The organism is Saccharopolyspora sp. NPDC045941 (genome assembly GCF_056431445.1).
The window spans coordinates 1-18,695 of the sequence record NZ_JBWKKU010000064.1 but is presented as its reverse complement, the minus strand read 5'-3'; the positions used below and the strand labels follow the sequence as shown (position 1 = coordinate 18,695).

Below are 18,695 nucleotides of genomic sequence, written 5' to 3'. Positions count from 1 at the left end.
GAGCACCGGCTCCTCGGGGAACCGAGGCGTGCCCAGAAGGGGAAGAGATGATCGAGTCGTTCACGCTTTCCACGGAGGCGGCGGACGTTCTCGGCGAGGATCTGCGGGTCGACCTTCGGCAGTTCCCGTTCGAGATCCCGCACTTCGCCGCCACGCTCGACGAACGCGCCCGGCTCCGCAAGGACGTCTGGGGTGGGCTGGAGCAGCGCCGGCTGGCCGATCGCGGCCGCGCCGAACCGGAGGTGGAGCAGGCGCTGAACCTCCTGCACCGCCCGGAGATCGGCGTGGCGGTCACCTCCTACGACGGCAAGTCGGACGCCGTCTACCGGGCGCGCGTGGCGGTGGCCGGGCGCACCGGGGTGCTGGCGGTCCAGGAAGAGCAGGGCCTGCGGATCCAGTTCATCGACGTCCGCGGCCTCGCCCGGGTCTGCGTCGGCCTGCTGCCGGAGGTCCCGGCAGGCAAGCTCGACGCGGGGACGATCGCCGCCGGCGGTGAGCCGAAGCCCCAGCCGGTGCGCGAGGCGGAGCCGGATTCGTGGCTGGGTTCGGCGCAGCCGGGCGCGTCCAGGCGCGGCGGCGGGGACCTGCGCAAGGTGGAGAAGATCATGGCCCTGCCGACGCGGCGGGTCGGCTACTTCGTGGTGACCGGCCGGGATGGCGGCGGGCAGCCGGTCCGGCTCCCGGCGATCGGCTGGCGGGACACCGAAGAAGGCCGCTACAGCGTCACGACGCGCCGCAACAACGACGGCGAGCGCTGGAACACCTTCGGCCCGGCGGACAAGCAGCGGCTGGCCCGGTACCTCGACGAGCAGCTCGGGGCCTTCCGGCCCGCCCGCTGAGACCGTTCGGGACGAGTCGGACGGTGCCGGGGCGGCCAGTTAGGGTCGGGGCATGCCTCAGGGACAGCCTTCGACAGTGCCGAACGACGGGTTGACCACTCGCCAGCGCCGCAACAGGCCGCTGCTCGTGGTGCACACCGGCGACATGAAGGGCAAGTCCACCGCTGCCTTCGGGCTCGCCCTGCGCGGCTGGAACCAGGGCTGGTCGATCGGGGTGTTCCAGTTCGTCAAGTCGGTGAAGTGGCGCGTCGGCGAGGAGTCGGCGTTCCGCGCCCTGGGGCGGTTGCACGACGAGACCGGCGAGGGCGGGCCCGTCGAGTGGCACAAGATGGGCGAGGGCTGGTCGTGGGCGCGCAAGAAGGGCAGCGAGGAGGACCACGCGGCGGCGGCGCTGGAGGGCTGGCGGGAGATCGCCCGCCGGATCGGCGAGCAGCGCCACGGCCTCTACGTGCTGGACGAGTTCACCTATCCGCTGCACTGGGGCTGGGTCGACGTCGCCGAGGTCGTCGAGACCCTGCGCGACCGGCCCGGGCACCAGCACGTCGTGATCACCGGACGCTACGCCCCGCAGGCCCTGATCGACGCTGCCGACCTCGTCATGGAGACCACCAAGGTCAAGCACCCGATGGACGACGGCCAGAAGGGCCAGAGGGGCATCGAGTGGTGACCGATTCCTCGCTCGCCCGGGTGGTGGTGGCCGCACCGGCGTCCGGGCAGGGGAAGACCACCGTGGTGACCGGGCTGCTCGGCGCGCTGCGGCGGCGCGGGACCGGGGTCGCGCCGTTCAAGGTCGGCCCGGACTACATCGACCCCGGCTACCACCGGCTCGCCGCCGGCCGCCCGGCCCGCAACCTCGATCCCGTGCTGGTCGGCGAGGAGCGGATCGCGCCGCTGTTCCGGCACGGCGCCGCCGGCGCCGAACTGTCCGTCGTGGAAGGCGTGATGGGCCTGTTCGACGGCCGCATCGGGCCGGGCGAGGGGATCGCCGCCGGATCCACGGCGCACGTCGCGCAGCTGCTGGACGCGCCCGTGGTGCTGGTCGTGGACGCGAGGGGCCAGAGCCACAGCCTCGCCGCGCTGCTGCACGGTTTCCGCAGTTACCGCCCGGAGGTCCGGATCGGCGGCGTGATCCTCAACCGGGTCGGCTCGCAGCGGCACGAGCAGGTGCTCCGCGACGCCGCCGACAACGCCGGCCTCCCGGTGCTCGGCGCGATCCCGCGCGCCGATGATCTCGCCGTCCCATCGCGCCACCTCGGCCTCGTCACGGCTGCCGAGCACGGCGGCGAGGCCGTCCGCGCGGTCGAGGCGATGACCGAAGTCGTTGCCCGGTCGGTGGATCTCGACGCGGTGTGCGCGCTCGCGCGCTCGGCCCCCGGATTGCCCGGCGCCGCCTGGAATCCGCGCGACGAGGTGCAGCCGCAGGCCGGGGCCGTGGTCGCGGTGGCCGGCGGGCGGGCGTTCACCTTCGGCTACGCCGAGCACGTCGAGCTGCTCGAAGCCGCCGGTGCCGAGGTCGCGGTCCTCGACCCGCTCCACGACGAGCGGCTGCCGGAACGCACCGCGGGCCTGGTGCTGCCGGGTGGGTTCCCCGAGCAGCACGTGGCCGAACTGTCGGCGAATGCCGCGCTGCGCAAGGAAATCACGGCTTTCGCCGCCACGGGGGCGCCGATCCACGCGGAATGCGGCGGGCTGCTGTACCTGGCGGAGGAGCTGGACGGTCACCCGCTGTGCGGCGTGCTCGACGCGCGGGCGCGGATGTCGCCGCGACTGACACTGGGTTACCGCGACGCCGTGGCCTCCGCCGATTCGGTCCTGTTCGACGAAGGCGCACGGGTGAGCGGCCACGAGTTCCACCGCACCGTCCTGGAGCCCGGCAGCGGCTCGCGGCCTGCGTGGGTGTGGCGTGCGACGGGCGCGCAGCGGGAAGGGTTCGTCGACGGCGGCGTGCACGCCTCGTATTTGCACACCCATCCGGCCGGGCAGCCCGAAGCGGTGCGGCGGTTCGTGGCGCGGTGCGCGCGGTGAGGCTCGTCCGTCCGGCGAGCCGGGGATGCTGACCCCGGCCGCGCTGCGCGAATTCCGTGGAACGGGAACCGTTTTCGTCCCGGGAGCCGCCCGGGTGCAGCGGCTGCGCGATCAGGACTGCACCGTGGCTTTCGCCACCTCCGAGGATCCCGCCGCGCATTCGGCTTCCAGCCGTCCAGCGGTGGGTGGCACAGGGGTCGGGAGAGCCGGTTCACGCACCGTGATCCAGGCGATGCGGGACGTGACCGCGCTGCGGATCGCTTTGCGGTCACGCGGTACGGTCGTTGCCTACGAAGGCGGCCGGTGGCTCGGCGAGCTGCGCGCCGCGATCGCCGAATGCGGAGCCCCGGAGCGCTCGGTCCGCGCCGAGCACCTCGGCGCGCCGGGCGCGCGAGTGCTCCCGCCGTCCGATGTGTCCGAAGTGGACGACGCGCCGTACCTGTCCACCGTGGTAGTACTTCCACCCCGAGGCGGAAGAGGAGAACAATGCTGACTGGCCGGATCTCGTTCATCGGTGCCGGGCCCGGCGCGGCCGACCTGATCACGGTCCGCGGCGCCCGGCGGATCGCCGAGGCAGACATCGTGGTGTGGACCGCGAGCCTCGTCGCACCGGAATGCATCCAGGAGCACGCGCGCGGCGACGCGGAGCTGATCGACTCCTCCCGGCTGACCCACGAGCAGGCGCTGGAGATCTACCGCCGCGCCGAGCGGGACAAGCTCAACGTCGCGCGGGTGCACTCCGGCGACCCGTCGCTGTGGGGCGCGGTCCAGGACCAGCACGACGCGTGCGCGCGGATGAACGTGGAAGTCGAGATCGTGCCGGGCGTTCCGGCGTTCTCCGCCGCCGCGGCCGCGGTCGGGCGGGAGCTCACCGTGCCGGAGGTCGCCCAGTCGCTGGTGCTGACCCGGCTGGAGGGCGGCAAGACGCCGATGCCGGAAGGCGAGAAGGTGCGCGAGTTCGCCAAGCACGGCACCACGATGGCGCTGTTCCTGTCCGCGTCGCGCGCCGCGCAGCTCGTCGAGGAACTGCGCGCCGGTGGCTACCCGGAAGACACTCCGGTGCTGGTGGCCTACAAGGTCTCCTGGCCCGACGAACTGCTGCTGCGCACGAACCTCGCCGACCTGGAGAAGACCGTCAAGCAGCACAAGCTGTGGCGGAACACGCTGTTCATCGTCGGGAAGAGCCTCAACGGCAGCGGAACCCGCTCGCCGTACACCGCGGGGCACTTCCACACCTACCGCCGTGCCGACCCGGTCACGCGCCGGGCGCTGCGGGCGGACCGTCCCACCCCGGTGCGCCGCCGCGCGGAGAACACCGAGCCGCGCGCCGAGGAACCCGGTGAGAACGGCCGGGTGCGCGAGTCCGACGTCGCGTGGTGGGCGGTGCGCGACTGGCAGGAGAGCGCGCGCGGCGCGGCGCGAGTCGCGTCCACCCGCACGGCCCGGCGGGTCGACGAGGCGCAGTCGCAGCTGTTCTCCGAGGAGCCCGTTGCGGCCGCCGAACGGCCGGTCGATCCGGTGGCGCCGGTTCGGGCGGAAGCGGTTGAGAGCGACCGGCCCGTAGACGCGAGTGAGCAGCCAGTTCGCGCCGAAGCCGAGGAGGCGAAGCCGAAGCGGACATCCGCGGCGCGCACCACGACGAGCCGGGCCACCGCGAAGGCCACCCCCGCGAAGCGGGGGACGAAGGCCGCGGCCGCGAAGCGGACGAAGTCCGCGACCACCACGGCGGCGAAGGCGAAGCCCGCCGTGAAGCGCAAGCCCCCGGCGAAGCCGGATGAGCAGGGCGAATAGCGAGGCGGAGCCGCCGTCCCCGGCGAGGTCGTGAGGCGCCCGCAGGGTCCGAATTGGACATCGGGTCGCCCGGTCGGGGCGAGCGGGCCCCGGCCGCCCACCGGTCATGCGAGATGTGACAGCGGGCGGGCCGTTCTCGGCGTGTGCGGACCGGCTCTGCGCCCCGGTGGCAGCAGTATTGAAGCGGATCAGCCAGTAATGCGGCCGTCGGTCGCGTGTTCGGGTCGCGCGGGCTTCCGGGACGAACACGCGGTGGCGGCCGCCGGAGCGAGGTGGGTGACGTGGCAGTCACGGTGATCGGGGTCGATGGTGGCGACCTGCCGAAGGGCAGCGCCGAGGTGCTGGAGTCGGCGCGGCTCGTGGTGGGCGGCAGACGGCACCTGGAGGCGCATGCGCCGGAACACGCGCGCAAGCTCGAACTCGGGCCGCTGGAACCGGCGCTGAACGCGCTGTCGTCGCTGTCCGGTGACGAGAGCGGCGTGGTGCTGGCCTCGGGCGACCCCGGTTTCTTCGGCGCCGTCCGCGCGCTGCGCGACCACGGCATCCGGTGCGCGGTGCTGCCGTCGGCCTCCAGCGTTCAGCAGCTGATGGCGCGCGTCGGCCGGTCGTGGGACGACGTCGTCGTGGTCAGCGCGCTCGGCAGCGACCTCACCCAGGCGATCAACGTCTGCCGCGCGCGACCGGCCGTGGTGGTGCTGACCGCGCCGAAGGCGGGCCCGGCCCAGATCGGCTCCGGCCTGGCCGGCTGGCGGCGCACCATGATCGTCGCCGAGGACCTCGGCGGACCGAACGAGTCGGTGGTCACCCTCGAACCGGCGGAGGCGGCGAAGCGCAGCTGGCACGAGCCGAACATCGTGCTCTCCCTGACCGACCTCGACGACGTGCCGCAGCGGGGCTGGATCGCGGGCGGCGAGCCGGTGCCGCCGGCGACCGGTTGGGCGCTGTCCGAGGACGAGTTCTCGCACCGCGACGGCATGATCACCAAGGCCGAGGTGCGGGCCGTGGCGCTGGCGAAGCTCGCGCCGCGGCAGGGCACGCTCGTCTGGGACGTCGGCGCGGGTTCGGGCTCCGTGGCGGTGGAGTGCGCCCGGATGGGCGCGGCGACGATCGCGGTGGAGTCCGACGAGGCGCAGGCGGTGCGGCTGATCACCAACGCCGCGAGCCACGGAGTGGACGTCCGGGTCGAGGAGGGCTCCGCGCCACAGGTGCTGCGCAACCTGCCGCGGCCGGACGCGATCTTCGTCGGAGGCGGCGGCACCGAGGTCGTCACGGCGTGCGCGCACGCCGGGGCGTCCCGCGTCGTGGTGGCGCTGTCGGCTCTGGACCGGGTCGGGCCGACCCGCGACGCGTTGCGCGCGGCCGACTACGAGATCGAGGGCGTGCAGCTGTCGGCGGCCCGGCTGGCGGAACTGCCGGACGGCGCATCCCGCCTGGAAGCGGCCGATCCGGTCGTCCTGATCTCGGGCTACCGGAAACAACGCTGACCACATCCCCTCCCGACGGACCAGGTCCCCGCAGGCCGCAATTTCAATGGAAATTGGACCTTCGATTTCAATGGAAATTGCGGATCATCGGCGTGTCGCACCCCGACACGCCGACGCCTGTGGACAACCTCCGCAATTTCAATGGAAATCGGAGACGTGATTTCCATTGAAATTGCGGTGGTAGTGGCCCTGCCCCGGGGCGTAAAGCTGCACGTCGATGGCTGTCGCATGCGCCGCAGGCGCATAACCCGCCTACGACACTCGCGCCGCCGCGGGTTCACGGGTGCCTACCCCTCCGGGGTTCCCTCGGCGAGGACGGCCCCTCCGCCGTGTATTGGGCAATACATCAGAAGGGGCACCCACAGTCCAGGGAGCCTCTGAGGTTCCGCTACCCGCACCGTCACGCAAATCGAGGTTGGAACAACCTCATTGAAATTGCGGTGGTAGTTGGCCTGCCCCGGGTGGGAGGGGGTCATGCGGGTGGCACCATGCTGAGGCGTTCGTGAAAGCAGTCGACCAGGTTGAGGAGTGCCAGTGATCGGTCTGTTCGCGGTGACCGCGGCGGGACGGCGGTCCGCCGCCGAACTGGCCGCGCGGCTGGGGCCGGACGCCGTCGTCGCGGACGGGCCGATCGCGCCCGCCGTGCGCCGCCTGTGGGACCACCTGGATGCGGCGGTGTTCTTCCTGGCCAGCGGCGCGGCGGTGCGGCTGGTCGCGCCGCTGCTGCGGGACAAGCACAGCGATCCCGGGGTGGTCTGCGTCGACGACGACCGCCGCTTCGCCATCGCCCTGACCGGCGGCCACGTCGGGGGCGCGCTCGCCGAGCAGGTCGCCGACGTGCTCGGCTGCACCCCGGTGGTCACCGCAGCCTCCGACAGCACCGGCACCACCCCGCTGGACGAGCTCGTCGACCAGCTCGACGCCACTGTGGACGGTGATCTCGCGGCCTGCGGCGGCGCGATCCTCGACGGCTGGTCGGTCCACCTCGTCAACCCGCACGGCTTCCCGCTGCCTGCGCTGCCGCCCAACGTCTCCGCCCACCCCGAAGCGCCGCTGTGGACGGTCGTGATCGACGATCGGCGGCCGACGGAGGACGAGGAGCGGACGCTGCGGCTCATCCCGCGCATGCTGGTCGTCGGTGTCGGGGCCGCCCGCGGCGTCTCGCGGACGGCGGTGACCGAGACGATCGCCCGGCTGGACCGCGAGCACGGCCTGGACCCGCGGGCGATCCGCGCGGTCGCCAGCGTCGATCTGAAGGCGGACGAGGACGGCATCCTGGAGGCGGTGCAGGACCTGGGCTTCTGGTACTCCGACGGCGGCGAGGAGCTGTCGCTGCTGACCTATCCCGCGGAGGCGCTGGCAGGCATCGAGGTGCCCAATCCCAGCGAGGTGGCGAGCGCGGCGGCGGGCACGCCCTCCGTCGCCGAGGCATCGGCGCTGCGCGCGGCCGCCGAGCTCGGCGGTGGGGCGCCCGTCGAGCTGGTCGTGCCCAAGATCAAGGGCGACGACGTGACCGCGGCCGCCGCGCGCATCCGGCCCCGCGGCAGGCTCGCGATCATCGGCATCGGCCCGGGCAGCCCCGACCTGCGCACCCCCCGCGCCGACGTCGAGCTGCGCCGCGCCTCCGTGGTCGTCGGCCCGGACGAGCACGTCGACCAGGTCCGGCACCTGCTGCGCCCCGGCACGGAGGTGCGCGCCACCAGCGGCGCCGAGGCGGTTGCACTGGCCCAGGAGGGGCGCGCGGTGGCGCTGATCGGTGGGTCCGAGGTAGCGCTGGGGGAGGCCGGTGCCGACATCGAGTTGGTCGGCGTGCCCGGCGTGACGGCGGCGCTGGCCGCGTCCGCGCTGCTGGGCGGGCCGCTCGGGCACGACCACGCGCTGATCAGCCTGTCCGATGCGCACACGCCGTGGGAGGTCATCGAGCGCCGCGTTCGCGTGGCGGCGGAGGCCAACCTGGTGGCGTGCTTCCACAACCCTAGTTCGGGGCGGCTCGGCCGCGCCCTGGAGATCCTGGCCGAGCACCGCCCGGGGACCACGCCGGTGGGCGCGGTCCGCGGGGCCGGTCGCGCCGGGGAGCGGGTGTGGTGCGCGCCGATCGCCGACTTCGACCCGGCGGAGGCGGATGAGTCCACCACGGTGGTCGTGGGCACCTCGCGGTCCACAGTGGTCGATGGCCGGATGGTGATCCCGCGCGGATCCCAGCCGGTGGCGGCGGACGCCCGCTGACGGCGAGTGCTGCAGAGGCTGCCCGAGCGTCGTTCTCGCGCGAAAGCGGCGTTCGCCACGCCTGGCAGGTGACGGTTTCGCGTGAAACCGGCGCCCCTCAGGCCGGAGGACGGCCGATCGAGTTTCTTCCGGATTGCGCAGCCGGGAGGATGCCGTCGGCCGGTCCGCCTGGCAGGTGACGGTTTCGCGTGAAACCGGCGCCCCTCACCCGGCGGCCGAGGGCAACGGCGCAAGCCCGGCCGCTGGCGCGCATCACCTCATCCAGACCCGAATCCAGAGCCGATTCGGCTCCCCAGAGCATCCCGGCAACGTGGAGGCGGAGTCGGCGGCCGCTGGTTTTGGTGGGGTGGGCGTGCGAAGCTGGCTGGGATGAGCGGGCACATGTCTTCTGAGGAGTTCCGGAAGTACGGCAGGCAGGTCGTCGACTGGATCGCCGACTACTACTCCGGCGTCGAGCGGCATCCGGTCCGGTCCCAGGTCGGGCCCGGCGAGGTCCGGGCGCAGCTCCCGGCGCACCCGCCCGAGGAGGGCGAGCCGTTCGAGCGGGTGCTCAGCGACCTCGATGCCGTGCTGGTGCCGGGCGTCACGCACTGGCAGCACCCGAACTTCTTCGCCTACTTCCCGGCCAACGCCACCGGCCCGTCGATCCTCGGCGACCTGCTCTCCAGCGGGCTGGGCGTGCAGGGCATGGTGTGGGCGACCAGCCCGGCGTGCACCGAGCTGGAGACCGTCGTCGTGGACTGGATGGCGGAGCTGCTGGGCCTGCCCGAGCACTTCCGGACCGACGCCGTCGGCGGCGGGGTAATCCAGGACTCGGCGTCCAGCGCCGCTCTTGTCGCCTGCCTCGCCGCGCTGCAGCGGGTCAGCGACGGGCAGGTGGCGAGCCGGGGCATCACCCGGCGGCACACGCTCTACGTCTCCGCGCACACCCATTCGTCCCTGGAGCGCGCGGCGCGGATGGTGGGCATCGGCGGGGACAACGTCCGGATCGTCGACGTCGACCCGGACACGCTCGGCATGGACCCCGAGCACCTCGATGCGCTGATCGCCGAGGACCTCGCCGCCGGCGCGGTGCCCACGCTGGTGTGCGCGACGATCGGCACCACCTCGACGACGGCGATCGACCCGGTCCGCGCGGCCGGCGAGGTGTGCCGGGCGCGCGGGGTCTGGCTGCACGTGGACGCGGCGTACGCGGGCGTTGCCGCGGTGTGCCCGGAACTGCGCTGGATCAACGACGGCGTCGCCGAATTCGCCGATTCGTACTGCACGAACGCGCACAAGTGGCTGCTGACGAACTTCGACTGCAGCCTGCTGTGGATGGCCGACCGGCGGCCCATGGTCGACGCGCTGTCGATCCTGCCGGAGTACCTGCGCAATCCGGCGACGGCGTCCGGTGAGGTGATCGACTATCGGGACTGGCAGGTGCCGCTGGGCCGCAGGTTCCGGGCGTTGAAGCTGTGGTCGGTGCTGCGCTGGTACGGCGCGGAGGGGCTGCGCGAGCACATCCGCGCCACCGTCGGCCTGGCCCAGGAGTTCGCCGACCGGGTCCGCGACGACCCGCGGTTCGAGTTGCTGGAGCCGCATCCGCTGGGCCTGGTCTGCTTCCGGCCGCTTTTCCCGGAGCTGTCCACCGAGGACGCCAACGACCGGGTCTACCGGCTGATGGAATCGCTGAACGACTCCGGCGAGCTGTACCTGACCCACACCAAGGTGGACGGCCGGACGTTGCTGCGGCTCGCGGTCGGCTCGCCGCAGACCGAGCGGCGGCACGTGCTCGCGGCCTGGAAGCGGATCCAGGAGGCGATGGGCTGACCTGCCCGCGAGCAGCGCGTGCCCGATCAGCACGAGCACGTGCACCGGAGCGGGCCAGTCGCCGGCCGAGGCGGCTTGGAGGGCGTGGAGCGCGGCGCCCGGCGCGGTGAGGTCGCCGATCGGTTGCAGCGGGCCCGGAATCGCGGCCAGCGGCAGGCCGGGCAGCAGCAGCGCCGCAGCGAGTGCCGAACCGGTGCGGCGCGGCAGCGCTGCGGTCAGCAACCCGCAGCTGAGCAGAGCGAGCGCGGTGAGCGCGCATGCGACGAGCACGGCCATGGCTCGCTGTGGCGGCATGATGGCCGTGGCGGTCAGCGACAGCCCCGCGAACGCCACCAGGTGAGCGAGGAACGCGGCAACCGGTTCGGTGCACCGCCGCAGGCCGGCGGCCGCGATCATCAGGGCGACGACGATGGCCGCGGGGAGCCCGATCGCGGGTGCGAGGAGGCAGGAGAGCGCCGAGGCGATCGCCGGCGGTTGGCGGGGCAGCCTCGCCAGCTCCGCGCCGACGCGGTTCCCCAGATCATCCACAGTGGACAGGTCTTCGCTGATTGCCATGACCTCGACGCTAGGAACGCCGCGTGCCTGAGGGTATGCGGCCTGCTGCCGTTCGAGGGGGGCTTCCGGCCCGTTCGGGAGTAGAGCTAGCTCCACCTCCATGCGGCAGGCACGGGCAGTGCTTTTCCGCCGGTGCCGGAGAAGATGGACTCATGCGAAATCGGGCACGACAACGTGCGACAACCGCCGGGCGCGGGCTGGTGCTCCTGCTGCTGGCGCTGCCGGGGCCGCTGCTGTTCGTGCTGTACCTGTTCGGTCTGGGTGTGGCGTCCATCGGCCTGCTGTCGCCGGGGGAGTGGCTCATCGGACGCTGCCGGGCGGCCGCGAACCTCGGCCGGCGGCTGGCGCGTGACTGGGGCGGTGTCGAGGTGCCGGTGCCGTACCGGCCTGCCCCGTCGGAACCGCAGCCGGACGCCGAAGGCTGGTACCGGCACGACAAGGCGCTGTACCGGAAGCCGCGCATCCCGCGCTACCTCGCGCGCGTCGTGTGGCTGGCGGAGGACCCGGCGACGAACCGGGACCTGAACTGGATGCTGCTCAACACGGTCGTCGGCGCGGTGCTGGGCCTGCTGGCGGTGCTGGGCGGCCGGACTTTCCTGCGGGCGCACGGGCTTTGGACCCGGATGCTGCTGAGCCCGGTTCGGCCGCGCCCTTGGTGGGAACGCGTTGTGCACGGGTTGCACGCCCTCTGGCACCTGGCGGTTCTCGGCCTGCTGGCCGTGGTGAACCTGGTCGCGGGCGCGGTCCTGGTCGTCATCTTCGCCCTGACCCACCTGCTGGGCGCTTTCCTGTGGTGGCCCTGGTGCAACCGGGTCGCCCGGCTGCTCGCGGGTCTGGGCCGCAGCCTCGCCGGGAAGTGGTCCGGGGTGCCGGTGGACGAGGTCTACCTGCCCTTCGTCGCGCCCGTGCCCACGTCCGACGGGCTCTACCGGGCCGGCCGGATGCTGCGGAAGTCGCCGAGACCCGCGATCAGGCGGGCCCGCTACCGCCAGGCGATGACCGATCCGGCCAGCCCGCGAGACCTGCTGTGGCTGCTCGGCGACGGCCCGGTCACCGCCGCGCTGCTGGCTCCGCTCGCGGCGCTGTGCTGGGTCTTCGGCTGGGGCTTCTGGATCCCGTTCTGGGTCCGGTTCGGCGGCCTGTTCTTCGACGTCGGGCGGCCGTGGGCGGAGCTGCCCGCCCCGGCGAAGTGGCTCGCGGAAACCCCGCTGGCCGGGTTCCCGCTCGGACTGGCCGCCGGGGCGGCGGTCGTGGCGCTGGCACCGCCGCTGGTTCGCCTGCACGGCCGGTGGACCCGCCTGCTGCTGGCGCCGACCGGGAAAATCCTGCTGACGCAACGGGTTCGGCGGCTCGCCGAGACCCGCGCCGACGCGACCGAGGCCGAGGACACCCAGCTGCGCCGCATCGAGCGCGACCTGCACGACGGCGCCCAGGCCCGGCTGATCGCGCTGGGGCTGAAGCTCGCCGCCGCGGAGCAGCTCCTGGACAGCGACCCGCAGCGGGCCAGGAAGTTGCTGGGCGAGAGCAAGGCCGAGTCTGGCCAGACCCTCTCCGAACTCCGCGCCCTGGTGCGGGGAATCCGCCCGCCGGTGCTCACCGAGCGCGGCCTCGTCGACGCCGTGCGCGCGCTGGCCCTCGACCTGAGCGTGCGGATCGAGGTGTCGGCGGACCTGCCCGGGCGATGCCCGTCCGCAGTGGAGTCCGCGGCCTACTTCGCGACCCGGGAGCTGGTCACGAACGCGCTGAAGCACGCCGGGGCGGAGGAGATCCGCGTCGAGCTGGGTTACCGGCGGGAGTCGTTGCGGATCGTCGTGACCGACGACGGCTCGGGCGGGGCCGACCCGGACCGCGGCAGCGGGCTGCGGGGAATCCGGCGCAGGCTCGGTACATTCGACGGAACATTGCACCTCAGCAGCCCGCCCGGCGGTCCGACCCGGGCGACGATGGAGATCCCGTGCGCGTTGTCCTCGCAGAAGACCTCTTCCTCCTCCGAGACGGCCTGACCACCCTGCTCGCCGCGCACGGCTGCGAGATCGTCGCCGCCGTGGAGACCGGTCCCGAGCTGGAGCGCGCGCTGCTGGAGCACCGGCCGGACGTGGCGGTGGTCGACGTGCGGCTGCCGCCCACCCAGACCGACGAGGGGCTGCGGGCCGCGCTGGTCGCCCGGCGCGAGATCCCGGGGCTGCCGGTGCTGGTGCTGTCCCAGCACGTCGAGCAGCTCTACGCCCGCGAACTCCTGGCCGACGGCACCGGCGGGATCGGCTACCTGCTCAAGGACCGGGTGTTCAACGCGGAGCAGTTCATCGACTCGGTGCGCCGGGTCGCCGCCGGCGGCACCGCGATGGACCCGGAGGTGATCTCCGCGCTGGTCGCCCGGCGGACCACCCCGCTGGAGCGGCTGACGGAGCGGGAGCGCGAGGTGCTGTCGCTGATGGCCGAAGGGCGCTCGAACGCGGCGATCGCCGGGCAGCTGTTCATCAGCGAAGGCGCGGTGAGCAAGAACATCGCGAGCATCTTCGGGAAGCTGGGCCTGGAGACGTCCGACGACACCAACCGCAGAGTGCTGGCAGTGCTGGAATACCTCAAGCAGTGAGGGGTTCGCGAGCGCTGTTGCAGCGGCTGCTGGGGGGCGTTCTGCGCGCCGTTTCGCTCGAAAACGGCGTTAGCCACGCCTGAGCGCGCCGCTTTCGCGCGAAACCGCCGCCCGCACCACGCCGCTTCGAGGGCAGAGCGCCGTAGCGCATCCCTGCGCCGCATCCGGAAGAGCGTCTGCAGCAACCGAAAACGCTCACGCCGCGGCGGGCGCTTCCGCGAGTTCTCGGGACTTGGGCTCGCGGGCCGGGTCGGGCCTGGTGCCGAGCACGCACGCCACGGCCCCTAGGGCCATTCCCAGCACGGCGGTGAGGGACGGCGTTTCGCCCAGGATCGGCCAGGACAGCAGGGCGGACACGGGTGGGACGATGCAGAACAGGGCGGTCGTCCGGCTCGCGCCGCCAACCGCGATCGCCCGCAGGTAGAACGCGGTTCCGGCCACCGATCCCGCCAGGACCAGCCACAGCAGCACCGCGGTCGCCTGCCCCCAGTGCGTGACGTGGCCCTGCTCGAACACCGCGATCACGCCGACCGCCAGCGCCGCCGCGCCCGACTGCACGGCGCCGCCGGCCCGGACGTCGACCCCGGCGCAGTACCGCTGCTGGTAGAGCCCACCCGCGGAGAAACCGAGCAATCCCAGCAGGGTGAGCAGGATTCCCGGGTTCACCGCGCCGTCGGCGAGCACCTGGCCGCCGAGCGTGACGACGACGGCGAGCACGCCGAGGACGAGCCCGATCGCGCGGATCCGGCTCAGCCGCTCGCCCAGGAATCCGGCCGCGAGCGCCGCGGTGAGCACCGGGTTCATGGCGAGCACCAGCGCGGTCACCGATGCCGGGACCCCGACGGCCATCCCGCCGTAGCACCCGGCGAACTGCGCTCCGCTGGTGAGGATTCCGGCGACGGCGGTGTGCCCGAACCGCTTGCCGCTGGGCCAGGTCGCGCGGGAGCAGACCGCGATCGCCGCGAACACCGCCGCGGCCAGCGCGAGCCGCACGGAGGTCAGGAGGAACGGGGGAGCGGCGCCGACACCCAGCTTCCCGGTGGGGAATCCGCTGGCCCAGATGACGACGATCGGCGCCGCCAGCGGCAGCGGGATCGAGCGGGTGCTCTGCATGATCCCAAGCCTCGCCCGCCCGGCCCGGCCGCGTCCAACGACGATAAGTAATCACGATCGATTTCAATTGCTGATCGGTTAGGGTGGTCGCATGGGTGCAGTGCTGGACATCGTCGCGTTGCGCAGCATGGTCGCGGTCGCCGACTGCGGCGGGTTCCACCGGGCCGCCGCCGCGCTGTCCCTGACCCAGTCAGCGGTCAGCCAGCACCTGCGCAAGCTGGAGCGGGTGCTGGACCGGAAGCTGGTGGTCCGGGAGGGGCGGCAGGCCAAGTTCACCGCGTCCGGAGAGCTCCTGCTGGCGGAGGCGCGGCGCATCCTCGGCGCGCACGACGAGGCGCTGCGCCGGCTCGGCGCGGAGGAACGCCGCACGCTCGTCTTCGGCTCCACCGAGCACGCCGCCGACCGGCTGCTCCCCGAGCTGGCGACCCGGATGCGAGCCGCCTTCCCTGCGTTCGAGGTGCGGTTCCGCCTGGACCGGACGGCGCGGCTCGCGGAAGCGGTGGACCGCGGCAGCATCGACATCGCGCTGCTGATCGACCCGTCGGTCGGCGGGCGGAGCCGGGACGCGGGCTGGCTCCGGCTGGACTGGTACGCGGCACCGGACTGGGCGCCGCCGGGCCCCGGCGAGCCGCTGCCGATGGTCGTCTTCGACGAGCCGTGCACCACGCGGCGGCTCGCGGTCGACGCGGTGACCGGGATCGGCCGGCATCCGGACCTGGTGTGCGAGGCCGCCGATCTGGCCGGGGTGCTCGCGGCCGCGCGGTCCGGCCTCGGCGTCGCGCTGCTGCCGTCGGCGAAGCCGCGCCTGGAAGGGCTGGTGGTGCGCGACGACCTCCCGCAGCTGGATCCCGCGCCGCTGCGGGTCCGGGCCCGCCCCGGACTCGACGACGACCTCGCGGACCTCGTCGCGAAGACGGCGCGCGAGGTGGTCGAAGCGCATTCGTGAGACATGCCGGAGGGCGCCCCCGACGGATCGGAGACGCCCCCGGCTTCGCGTCAGGCGGGCAGGTGCACGCGGCGGTGCAGGCGCTCGCCGATGTCGCCGGCCGCGTTGTCCAGCAGCTTGTGCGCCAGTTCGAACAGGGCGCGGGCGATCGCGATCTCGTCGCCGATCTGCGGTACCTCCGGGTCGTCCGGGTGGCGGCGCGCGGTGCCGTGCCCGTGCAGCGCCTGACCGCCCGGAGTGGTGAACCCCACGTCGGCGGTGGTCTTCGCGCCCGCCTCCACGACCTGCAGGTTCAGCGTGATGGTGTGGGTCTCGTTCATGGTCGCCTCCTGTCCCCGTCGGCCCGCGTTCCCGCAGGCTCTTGAGGTCGCCGTAGCCCAAGCATGCGCTGGCCGACCAGAGCAGCGGAAGACCGGTGTTCACCCGTCCGGGTCGCCCCGTTCGGCCGCGCAGACCGGTAAGCGCGACGTACCCAACCGGCCCTCGTCGCCAAACAAGGCCTCCGCCGTGATCGACTTCACCCGGGGTTTGACCTCGGGTCGCGGGGCAGGCAAGGATACGGCCGCCGACAGTGCAGGAACCCGGTGCGAATCCGGGACGGTCCCGCCACTGTGACCGGGGAGTGGGCCCCACTCGTTGCCACGGCTGCGTGCAGCTGGAAGGCCGGGGTGCCGCGTCGATCCGGGAGTCAGGAGACTGCGTGCCGGCCCCGCGCCGCGCCGCGGCGTGCGGACACCGAGCCCCTCGGGCGGGAAACCCAGGAGGTCGGATATCCCATGTCTCGGGATGCCGAAGAGAGTCGGCCGCAGGCCGGTTGGGGCGCCATCGAGCGCCGGAAAGCAGCGGTCGTGCTGGCCGCCGTCGGAGTGCTCCACCTGGCGGGTTGGGGCGCGTACCTGCTGCAGCAGCAGGAGTTCGGCGCCGTGGGAGGGCTGGCCGCCGCGGGGATGACCGCGTACCTGCTCGGATTGCGCCACGGGTTCGACGCCGACCACGTCGCGGTGATCGACGACGCCACGCGGCTGCTGATGCAGCGCGGCAGGCGACCGGTGTCGACCGGCATGTGGTTCGCCCTCGGGCACGCCAGCGTCGTGCTCTTCCTCGCCGTCGCGGTCGCTTTCATCGCCGGGCCCGCCGCGCAGCAGTGGGCCGAGGAGGCCGGCGTCCGGGTCGCCACGGCGGTGGACCTGATCGTGATCGCGGTCCTGACCGCGCTGGCCGTACTCAACGCGCTGGTGCTGCGCGACGCCCTGCGGCTGCTGCGCCGCGCCCGCCGCGGCGCGGTCGACGAGGCCGAGGTCGAGCTGGTGCTCGGGCGGCGCGGCCTGCTCGCCCGGGTGCTGCGGGGGCGGATGCGCAACGTGGCCCGCTCCTGGCACCTGTTCGGCATCGGGCTGCTGTTCGGGCTCGGCATGCAGACCGCCACCGAGATCACCGTGCTCGCCATGGTCTCCCCGACCGAGCACCTGTCCGCGATCGCCGTGCTGAGCCTGCCGCTGCTGTTCGCCGCCGGAATGTGCACAGTGGACAGCGTGGACGGCATGCTGATGTCCCGGGCCTACACGTGGTCGCTGGCGCGGCCGCTGCGGCGGTTGAAGGTCAACGTGACGACCACCGCGCTGACGGTGGTGCTCGCCGCGGTCGTCGCGCTGGTCGTCCTCGCCGGGTTGCTCCAGGAGCTCGGCGCGTCCTTCGCGGAGCCGGTCGCGGCCATCGGCGACCACTTCGAGCTGCTCGGCTATCTGACGCTGGCCGCTTTCATGGCAGTATGGGGCGGCGCCGCGCTCTGGTGGAAAGTCGCCGCCCGCGGCGACGACGCGGAACGCGCGTGACCGGCGTCCACCGGCCGTGCCAGGTGGCGCCCCGAGGTCAGGCCGGTGATCGTGAGCCACGACGAGGTGGCCTACCGCGTGGCTGCGCCCCCGAGCACAAGGCCCCGGCGAGTTCGCCGGGGCGGAGCCGACATGGACTACGGACATGACCAAGCACACTGAACAGCACTACTTCGCCGGGCTCGACCTCGCCGGGAAGCGGGTGGTCGTCGTCGGCGCGGGCACCGTCGCGCAGCGCCGGGTCCCGCGCCTGATCAACTCCGGTGCGCTGGTCGACGTGATCGCGCCGGAGGCGACCCCGGCCGTCGAGGCGATGGCCGAGGCGGGCGACCTGACGTGGCACCGGCGCCTCTACGCCGACGGCGACCTGGAAGGTGCTTGGTACGTCGTGGCGTGCGCGACCGGGGCCGAGGTGAACGCCGCGGTCGCGGCCGAAGCCGAGCAGCGCCGCATCTTCTGCGTCCGCGCCGACGACGCCTCGCAGGGGACCGCCGTCACGCCTGCGGTGGCCCAGCACGGCGGGCTGCTGCTCGGGGTGCTGGCGGGCGGCGACCACCGGCGTTCCGCCGCCGTGCGGGACGGGCTCGTGGAAGCGTTGCGCACCGGCGTGGTCGACGAGCGGTCCGAGCCGCCGGCGCCGGGCGTCGCGCTCGTGGGCGGCGGCCCGGGCGACCCGGACCTGATCACGGTCCGCGGGCGCCAGCTGCTGGGCCGCGCGGACGTGGTGATCACCGACCGCCTGGCGCCGCGCGAGCTGCTCGAAGAGCTCGGCCCGCACGTGGAGGTGGTGGACGCCTCGAAGATCCCCTACGGGCGGGCGGCCAACCAGGACGTCATCAACTCGCTGCTGATCGAGCACGCCAAGGCCGGCAAGTTCGTGGTCCGGCTCAAGGGCGGCGACCCGTACCTGTTCGGGCGCGGGTTCGAGGAGCTGCTGGCGTGCGTGGAGGCCGGGGTCGCGGTGACCGCGGTTCCCGGGATCACCAGCGCTTTCGCGGCTCCCTCCGCAGCCGACGTGCCGGTCACCCATCGCGGCGTCGCGCACGAGGTCGTGGTCGTGTCCGGGCACGTCGGGCCGCACGACGAGCAGTCGCTGGTGGACTGGCCGGCGCTGGGCCGGCTGCGCGGCACCCTGGTGCTGATGATGGCGGTCAAGCGGATCCGGGAGTTCGCGGCCGTCCTGATCGAGCACGGCCGCGACCCGAAGTCGCCGGTCGCGGTGGTGCAGGAAGGCACCACGCGCAACCAGCAGACGCTCCGCACCACGCTCGGCGAGGTCGCCGACGCCGTGCGGGACGCGGAGATCAAGCCGCCCGCGGTGATCGTCGTCGGACCGGTGGCGGACCTCGCTCCGGAGTCGCGCCGGTAGTGCCGGAGCCCCGCAATTTCCATTGAGCCTTTTTCATCCTTCGTGTTCGAGGGTGAGGATGGCTCGGGCGAGGGTGCCGACGCGGTGTGGGCAGCAGCGGACGCGGTCGA

15 protein-coding genes and 1 riboswitch are annotated in these 18,695 nt (G+C 73.1%); of the genes, 13 read left to right on the top strand and 2 right to left on the bottom strand.

Going from position 1 to position 18,695, the window contains the following annotated elements:
• Positions 1 to 47: 47 nt before the first annotated feature.
• The 10 genes from AC07FN_RS36190 to AC07FN_RS36145 all read left to right on the top strand — a co-directional run bounded on the left by AC07FN_RS36190 (position 48) and on the right by AC07FN_RS36145 (position 13,325).
• The gene (locus AC07FN_RS36190) at positions 48 to 839 is read left to right on the top strand and encodes an ESX secretion-associated protein EspG (RefSeq protein WP_478399698.1); all 792 of its coding nucleotides are present in this window, start codon (positions 48 to 50) and stop codon (positions 837 to 839) included.
• 52 nt (positions 840 to 891) lie between these two features.
• Positions 892 to 1,506, top strand: coding sequence for a cob(I)yrinic acid a,c-diamide adenosyltransferase (gene cobO / locus AC07FN_RS36185; protein ID WP_478399697.1), 615 nt, complete (start codon positions 892 to 894; stop codon positions 1,504 to 1,506).
• Positions 1,503 to 2,864: a cobyrinate a,c-diamide synthase gene (locus tag AC07FN_RS36180; protein WP_478399696.1), complete on the top strand. Its 1,362-nt coding sequence runs from the start codon at positions 1,503 to 1,505 to the stop codon at positions 2,862 to 2,864. Before cobO ends, AC07FN_RS36180 begins: the two co-directional genes overlap by 4 nt.
• 232 nt (positions 2,865 to 3,096) lie before the next feature.
• On the top strand, positions 3,097 to 3,357 hold the full coding sequence (locus AC07FN_RS36175) for a hypothetical protein (RefSeq protein WP_478399695.1): 261 nt from the start codon (positions 3,097 to 3,099) through the stop codon (positions 3,355 to 3,357).
• The gene (gene cobM / locus AC07FN_RS36170; RefSeq protein ID WP_478399694.1) at positions 3,351 to 4,655 is read left to right on the top strand and encodes a precorrin-4 C(11)-methyltransferase; all 1,305 of its coding nucleotides are present in this window, start codon (positions 3,351 to 3,353) and stop codon (positions 4,653 to 4,655) included. Before AC07FN_RS36175 ends, cobM begins: the two co-directional genes overlap by 7 nt.
• Positions 4,656 to 4,936: 281 nt before the next feature.
• Entirely contained in the window at positions 4,937 to 6,139 is a 1,203-nt protein-coding gene (cbiE, locus tag AC07FN_RS36165) for a precorrin-6y C5,15-methyltransferase (decarboxylating) subunit CbiE (protein ID WP_478399693.1), read from the top strand.
• Between the two features lie 534 nt (positions 6,140 to 6,673).
• Positions 6,674 to 8,365 carry a cobalamin biosynthesis protein gene (locus tag AC07FN_RS36160; RefSeq protein WP_478399692.1) on the top strand — a complete coding sequence of 564 codons (1,692 nt, stop codon included), beginning with the start codon at positions 6,674 to 6,676 and terminating at the stop codon, positions 8,363 to 8,365.
• A 381-nt stretch (positions 8,366 to 8,746) separates the two neighbouring features.
• Entirely contained in the window at positions 8,747 to 10,177 is a 1,431-nt protein-coding gene (locus AC07FN_RS36155) for a pyridoxal-dependent decarboxylase (protein WP_478399691.1), read from the top strand.
• A 707-nt stretch (positions 10,178 to 10,884) separates the two neighbouring features.
• Positions 10,885 to 12,735 (top strand): histidine kinase, encoded by a 1,851-nt coding sequence (locus AC07FN_RS36150; protein ID WP_478399690.1) that lies wholly within the window; start codon positions 10,885 to 10,887, stop codon positions 12,733 to 12,735.
• The gene (locus AC07FN_RS36145; RefSeq protein ID WP_478399689.1) at positions 12,687 to 13,325 is read left to right on the top strand and encodes a LuxR C-terminal-related transcriptional regulator; all 639 of its coding nucleotides are present in this window, start codon (positions 12,687 to 12,689) and stop codon (positions 13,323 to 13,325) included. The genes AC07FN_RS36150 and AC07FN_RS36145 overlap by 49 nt, the downstream gene beginning before the upstream one ends.
• A gap of 195 nt (positions 13,326 to 13,520) precedes the next feature.
• Here AC07FN_RS36145 and AC07FN_RS36140 read toward each other — a convergent pair whose 3' ends face one another.
• Positions 13,521 to 14,438: a DMT family transporter gene (locus AC07FN_RS36140; protein ID WP_478399688.1), complete on the bottom strand. Its 918-nt coding sequence runs from the start codon at positions 14,436 to 14,438 to the stop codon at positions 13,521 to 13,523.
• A 91-nt stretch (positions 14,439 to 14,529) separates the two neighbouring features.
• On the opposite strand from AC07FN_RS36140, the gene AC07FN_RS36135 reads away from it, so the two are divergent.
• On the top strand, positions 14,530 to 15,384 hold the full coding sequence (locus AC07FN_RS36135; protein ID WP_478399687.1) for a LysR substrate-binding domain-containing protein: 855 nt from the start codon (positions 14,530 to 14,532) through the stop codon (positions 15,382 to 15,384).
• Between the two features lie 50 nt (positions 15,385 to 15,434).
• On the opposite strand, the gene AC07FN_RS36130 is transcribed toward AC07FN_RS36135, so the two are convergent.
• Positions 15,435 to 15,704, bottom strand: a complete 270-nt coding sequence (locus AC07FN_RS36130) for a DUF1876 domain-containing protein (protein ID WP_358504236.1) — start codon at positions 15,702 to 15,704, stop codon at positions 15,435 to 15,437.
• A 254-nt stretch (positions 15,705 to 15,958) separates the two neighbouring features.
• A riboswitch (cobalamin riboswitch) is annotated at positions 15,959 to 16,083 on the top strand.
• A gap of 77 nt (positions 16,084 to 16,160) precedes the next feature.
• On the opposite strand from AC07FN_RS36130, the gene AC07FN_RS36125 reads away from it, so the two are divergent.
• Positions 16,161 to 17,216, top strand: a complete 1,056-nt coding sequence (locus tag AC07FN_RS36125; protein ID WP_478399686.1) for a HoxN/HupN/NixA family nickel/cobalt transporter — start codon at positions 16,161 to 16,163, stop codon at positions 17,214 to 17,216.
• A gap of 145 nt (positions 17,217 to 17,361) precedes the next feature.
• Positions 17,362 to 18,585, top strand: coding sequence for a uroporphyrinogen-III C-methyltransferase (gene cobA, locus AC07FN_RS36120; protein ID WP_478399685.1), 1,224 nt, complete (start codon positions 17,362 to 17,364; stop codon positions 18,583 to 18,585).
• Positions 18,586 to 18,695: the final 110 nt, after the last annotated feature.

Coding starts and splice junctions, on each gene's coding strand:
- cobM (WP_478399694.1), top strand. CDS start 3,351: ATGCTGACTGGCCGGATCTCGTTCATCGGTGCCGGGCCCGGCGCGGCC.
- AC07FN_RS36155 (WP_478399691.1), top strand. CDS start 8,747: ATGTCTTCTGAGGAGTTCCGGAAGTACGGCAGGCAGGTCGTCGACTGG.
- cobO (WP_478399697.1), top strand. CDS start 892: ATGCCTCAGGGACAGCCTTCGACAGTGCCGAACGACGGGTTGACCACT.
- cobA (WP_478399685.1), top strand. CDS start 17,362: ATGACCAAGCACACTGAACAGCACTACTTCGCCGGGCTCGACCTCGCC.
- AC07FN_RS36125 (WP_478399686.1), top strand. CDS start 16,161: ATGTCTCGGGATGCCGAAGAGAGTCGGCCGCAGGCCGGTTGGGGCGCC.
- AC07FN_RS36175 (WP_478399695.1), top strand. CDS start 3,097: ATGCGGGACGTGACCGCGCTGCGGATCGCTTTGCGGTCACGCGGTACG.
- AC07FN_RS36190 (WP_478399698.1), top strand. CDS start 48: ATGATCGAGTCGTTCACGCTTTCCACGGAGGCGGCGGACGTTCTCGGC.
- AC07FN_RS36135 (WP_478399687.1), top strand. CDS start 14,530: ATGGGTGCAGTGCTGGACATCGTCGCGTTGCGCAGCATGGTCGCGGTC.
- AC07FN_RS36150 (WP_478399690.1), top strand. CDS start 10,885: ATGCGAAATCGGGCACGACAACGTGCGACAACCGCCGGGCGCGGGCTG.
- AC07FN_RS36130 (WP_358504236.1), bottom strand. CDS start 15,704: ATGAACGAGACCCACACCATCACGCTGAACCTGCAGGTCGTGGAGGCG.
- AC07FN_RS36140 (WP_478399688.1), bottom strand. CDS start 14,438: ATGCAGAGCACCCGCTCGATCCCGCTGCCGCTGGCGGCGCCGATCGTC.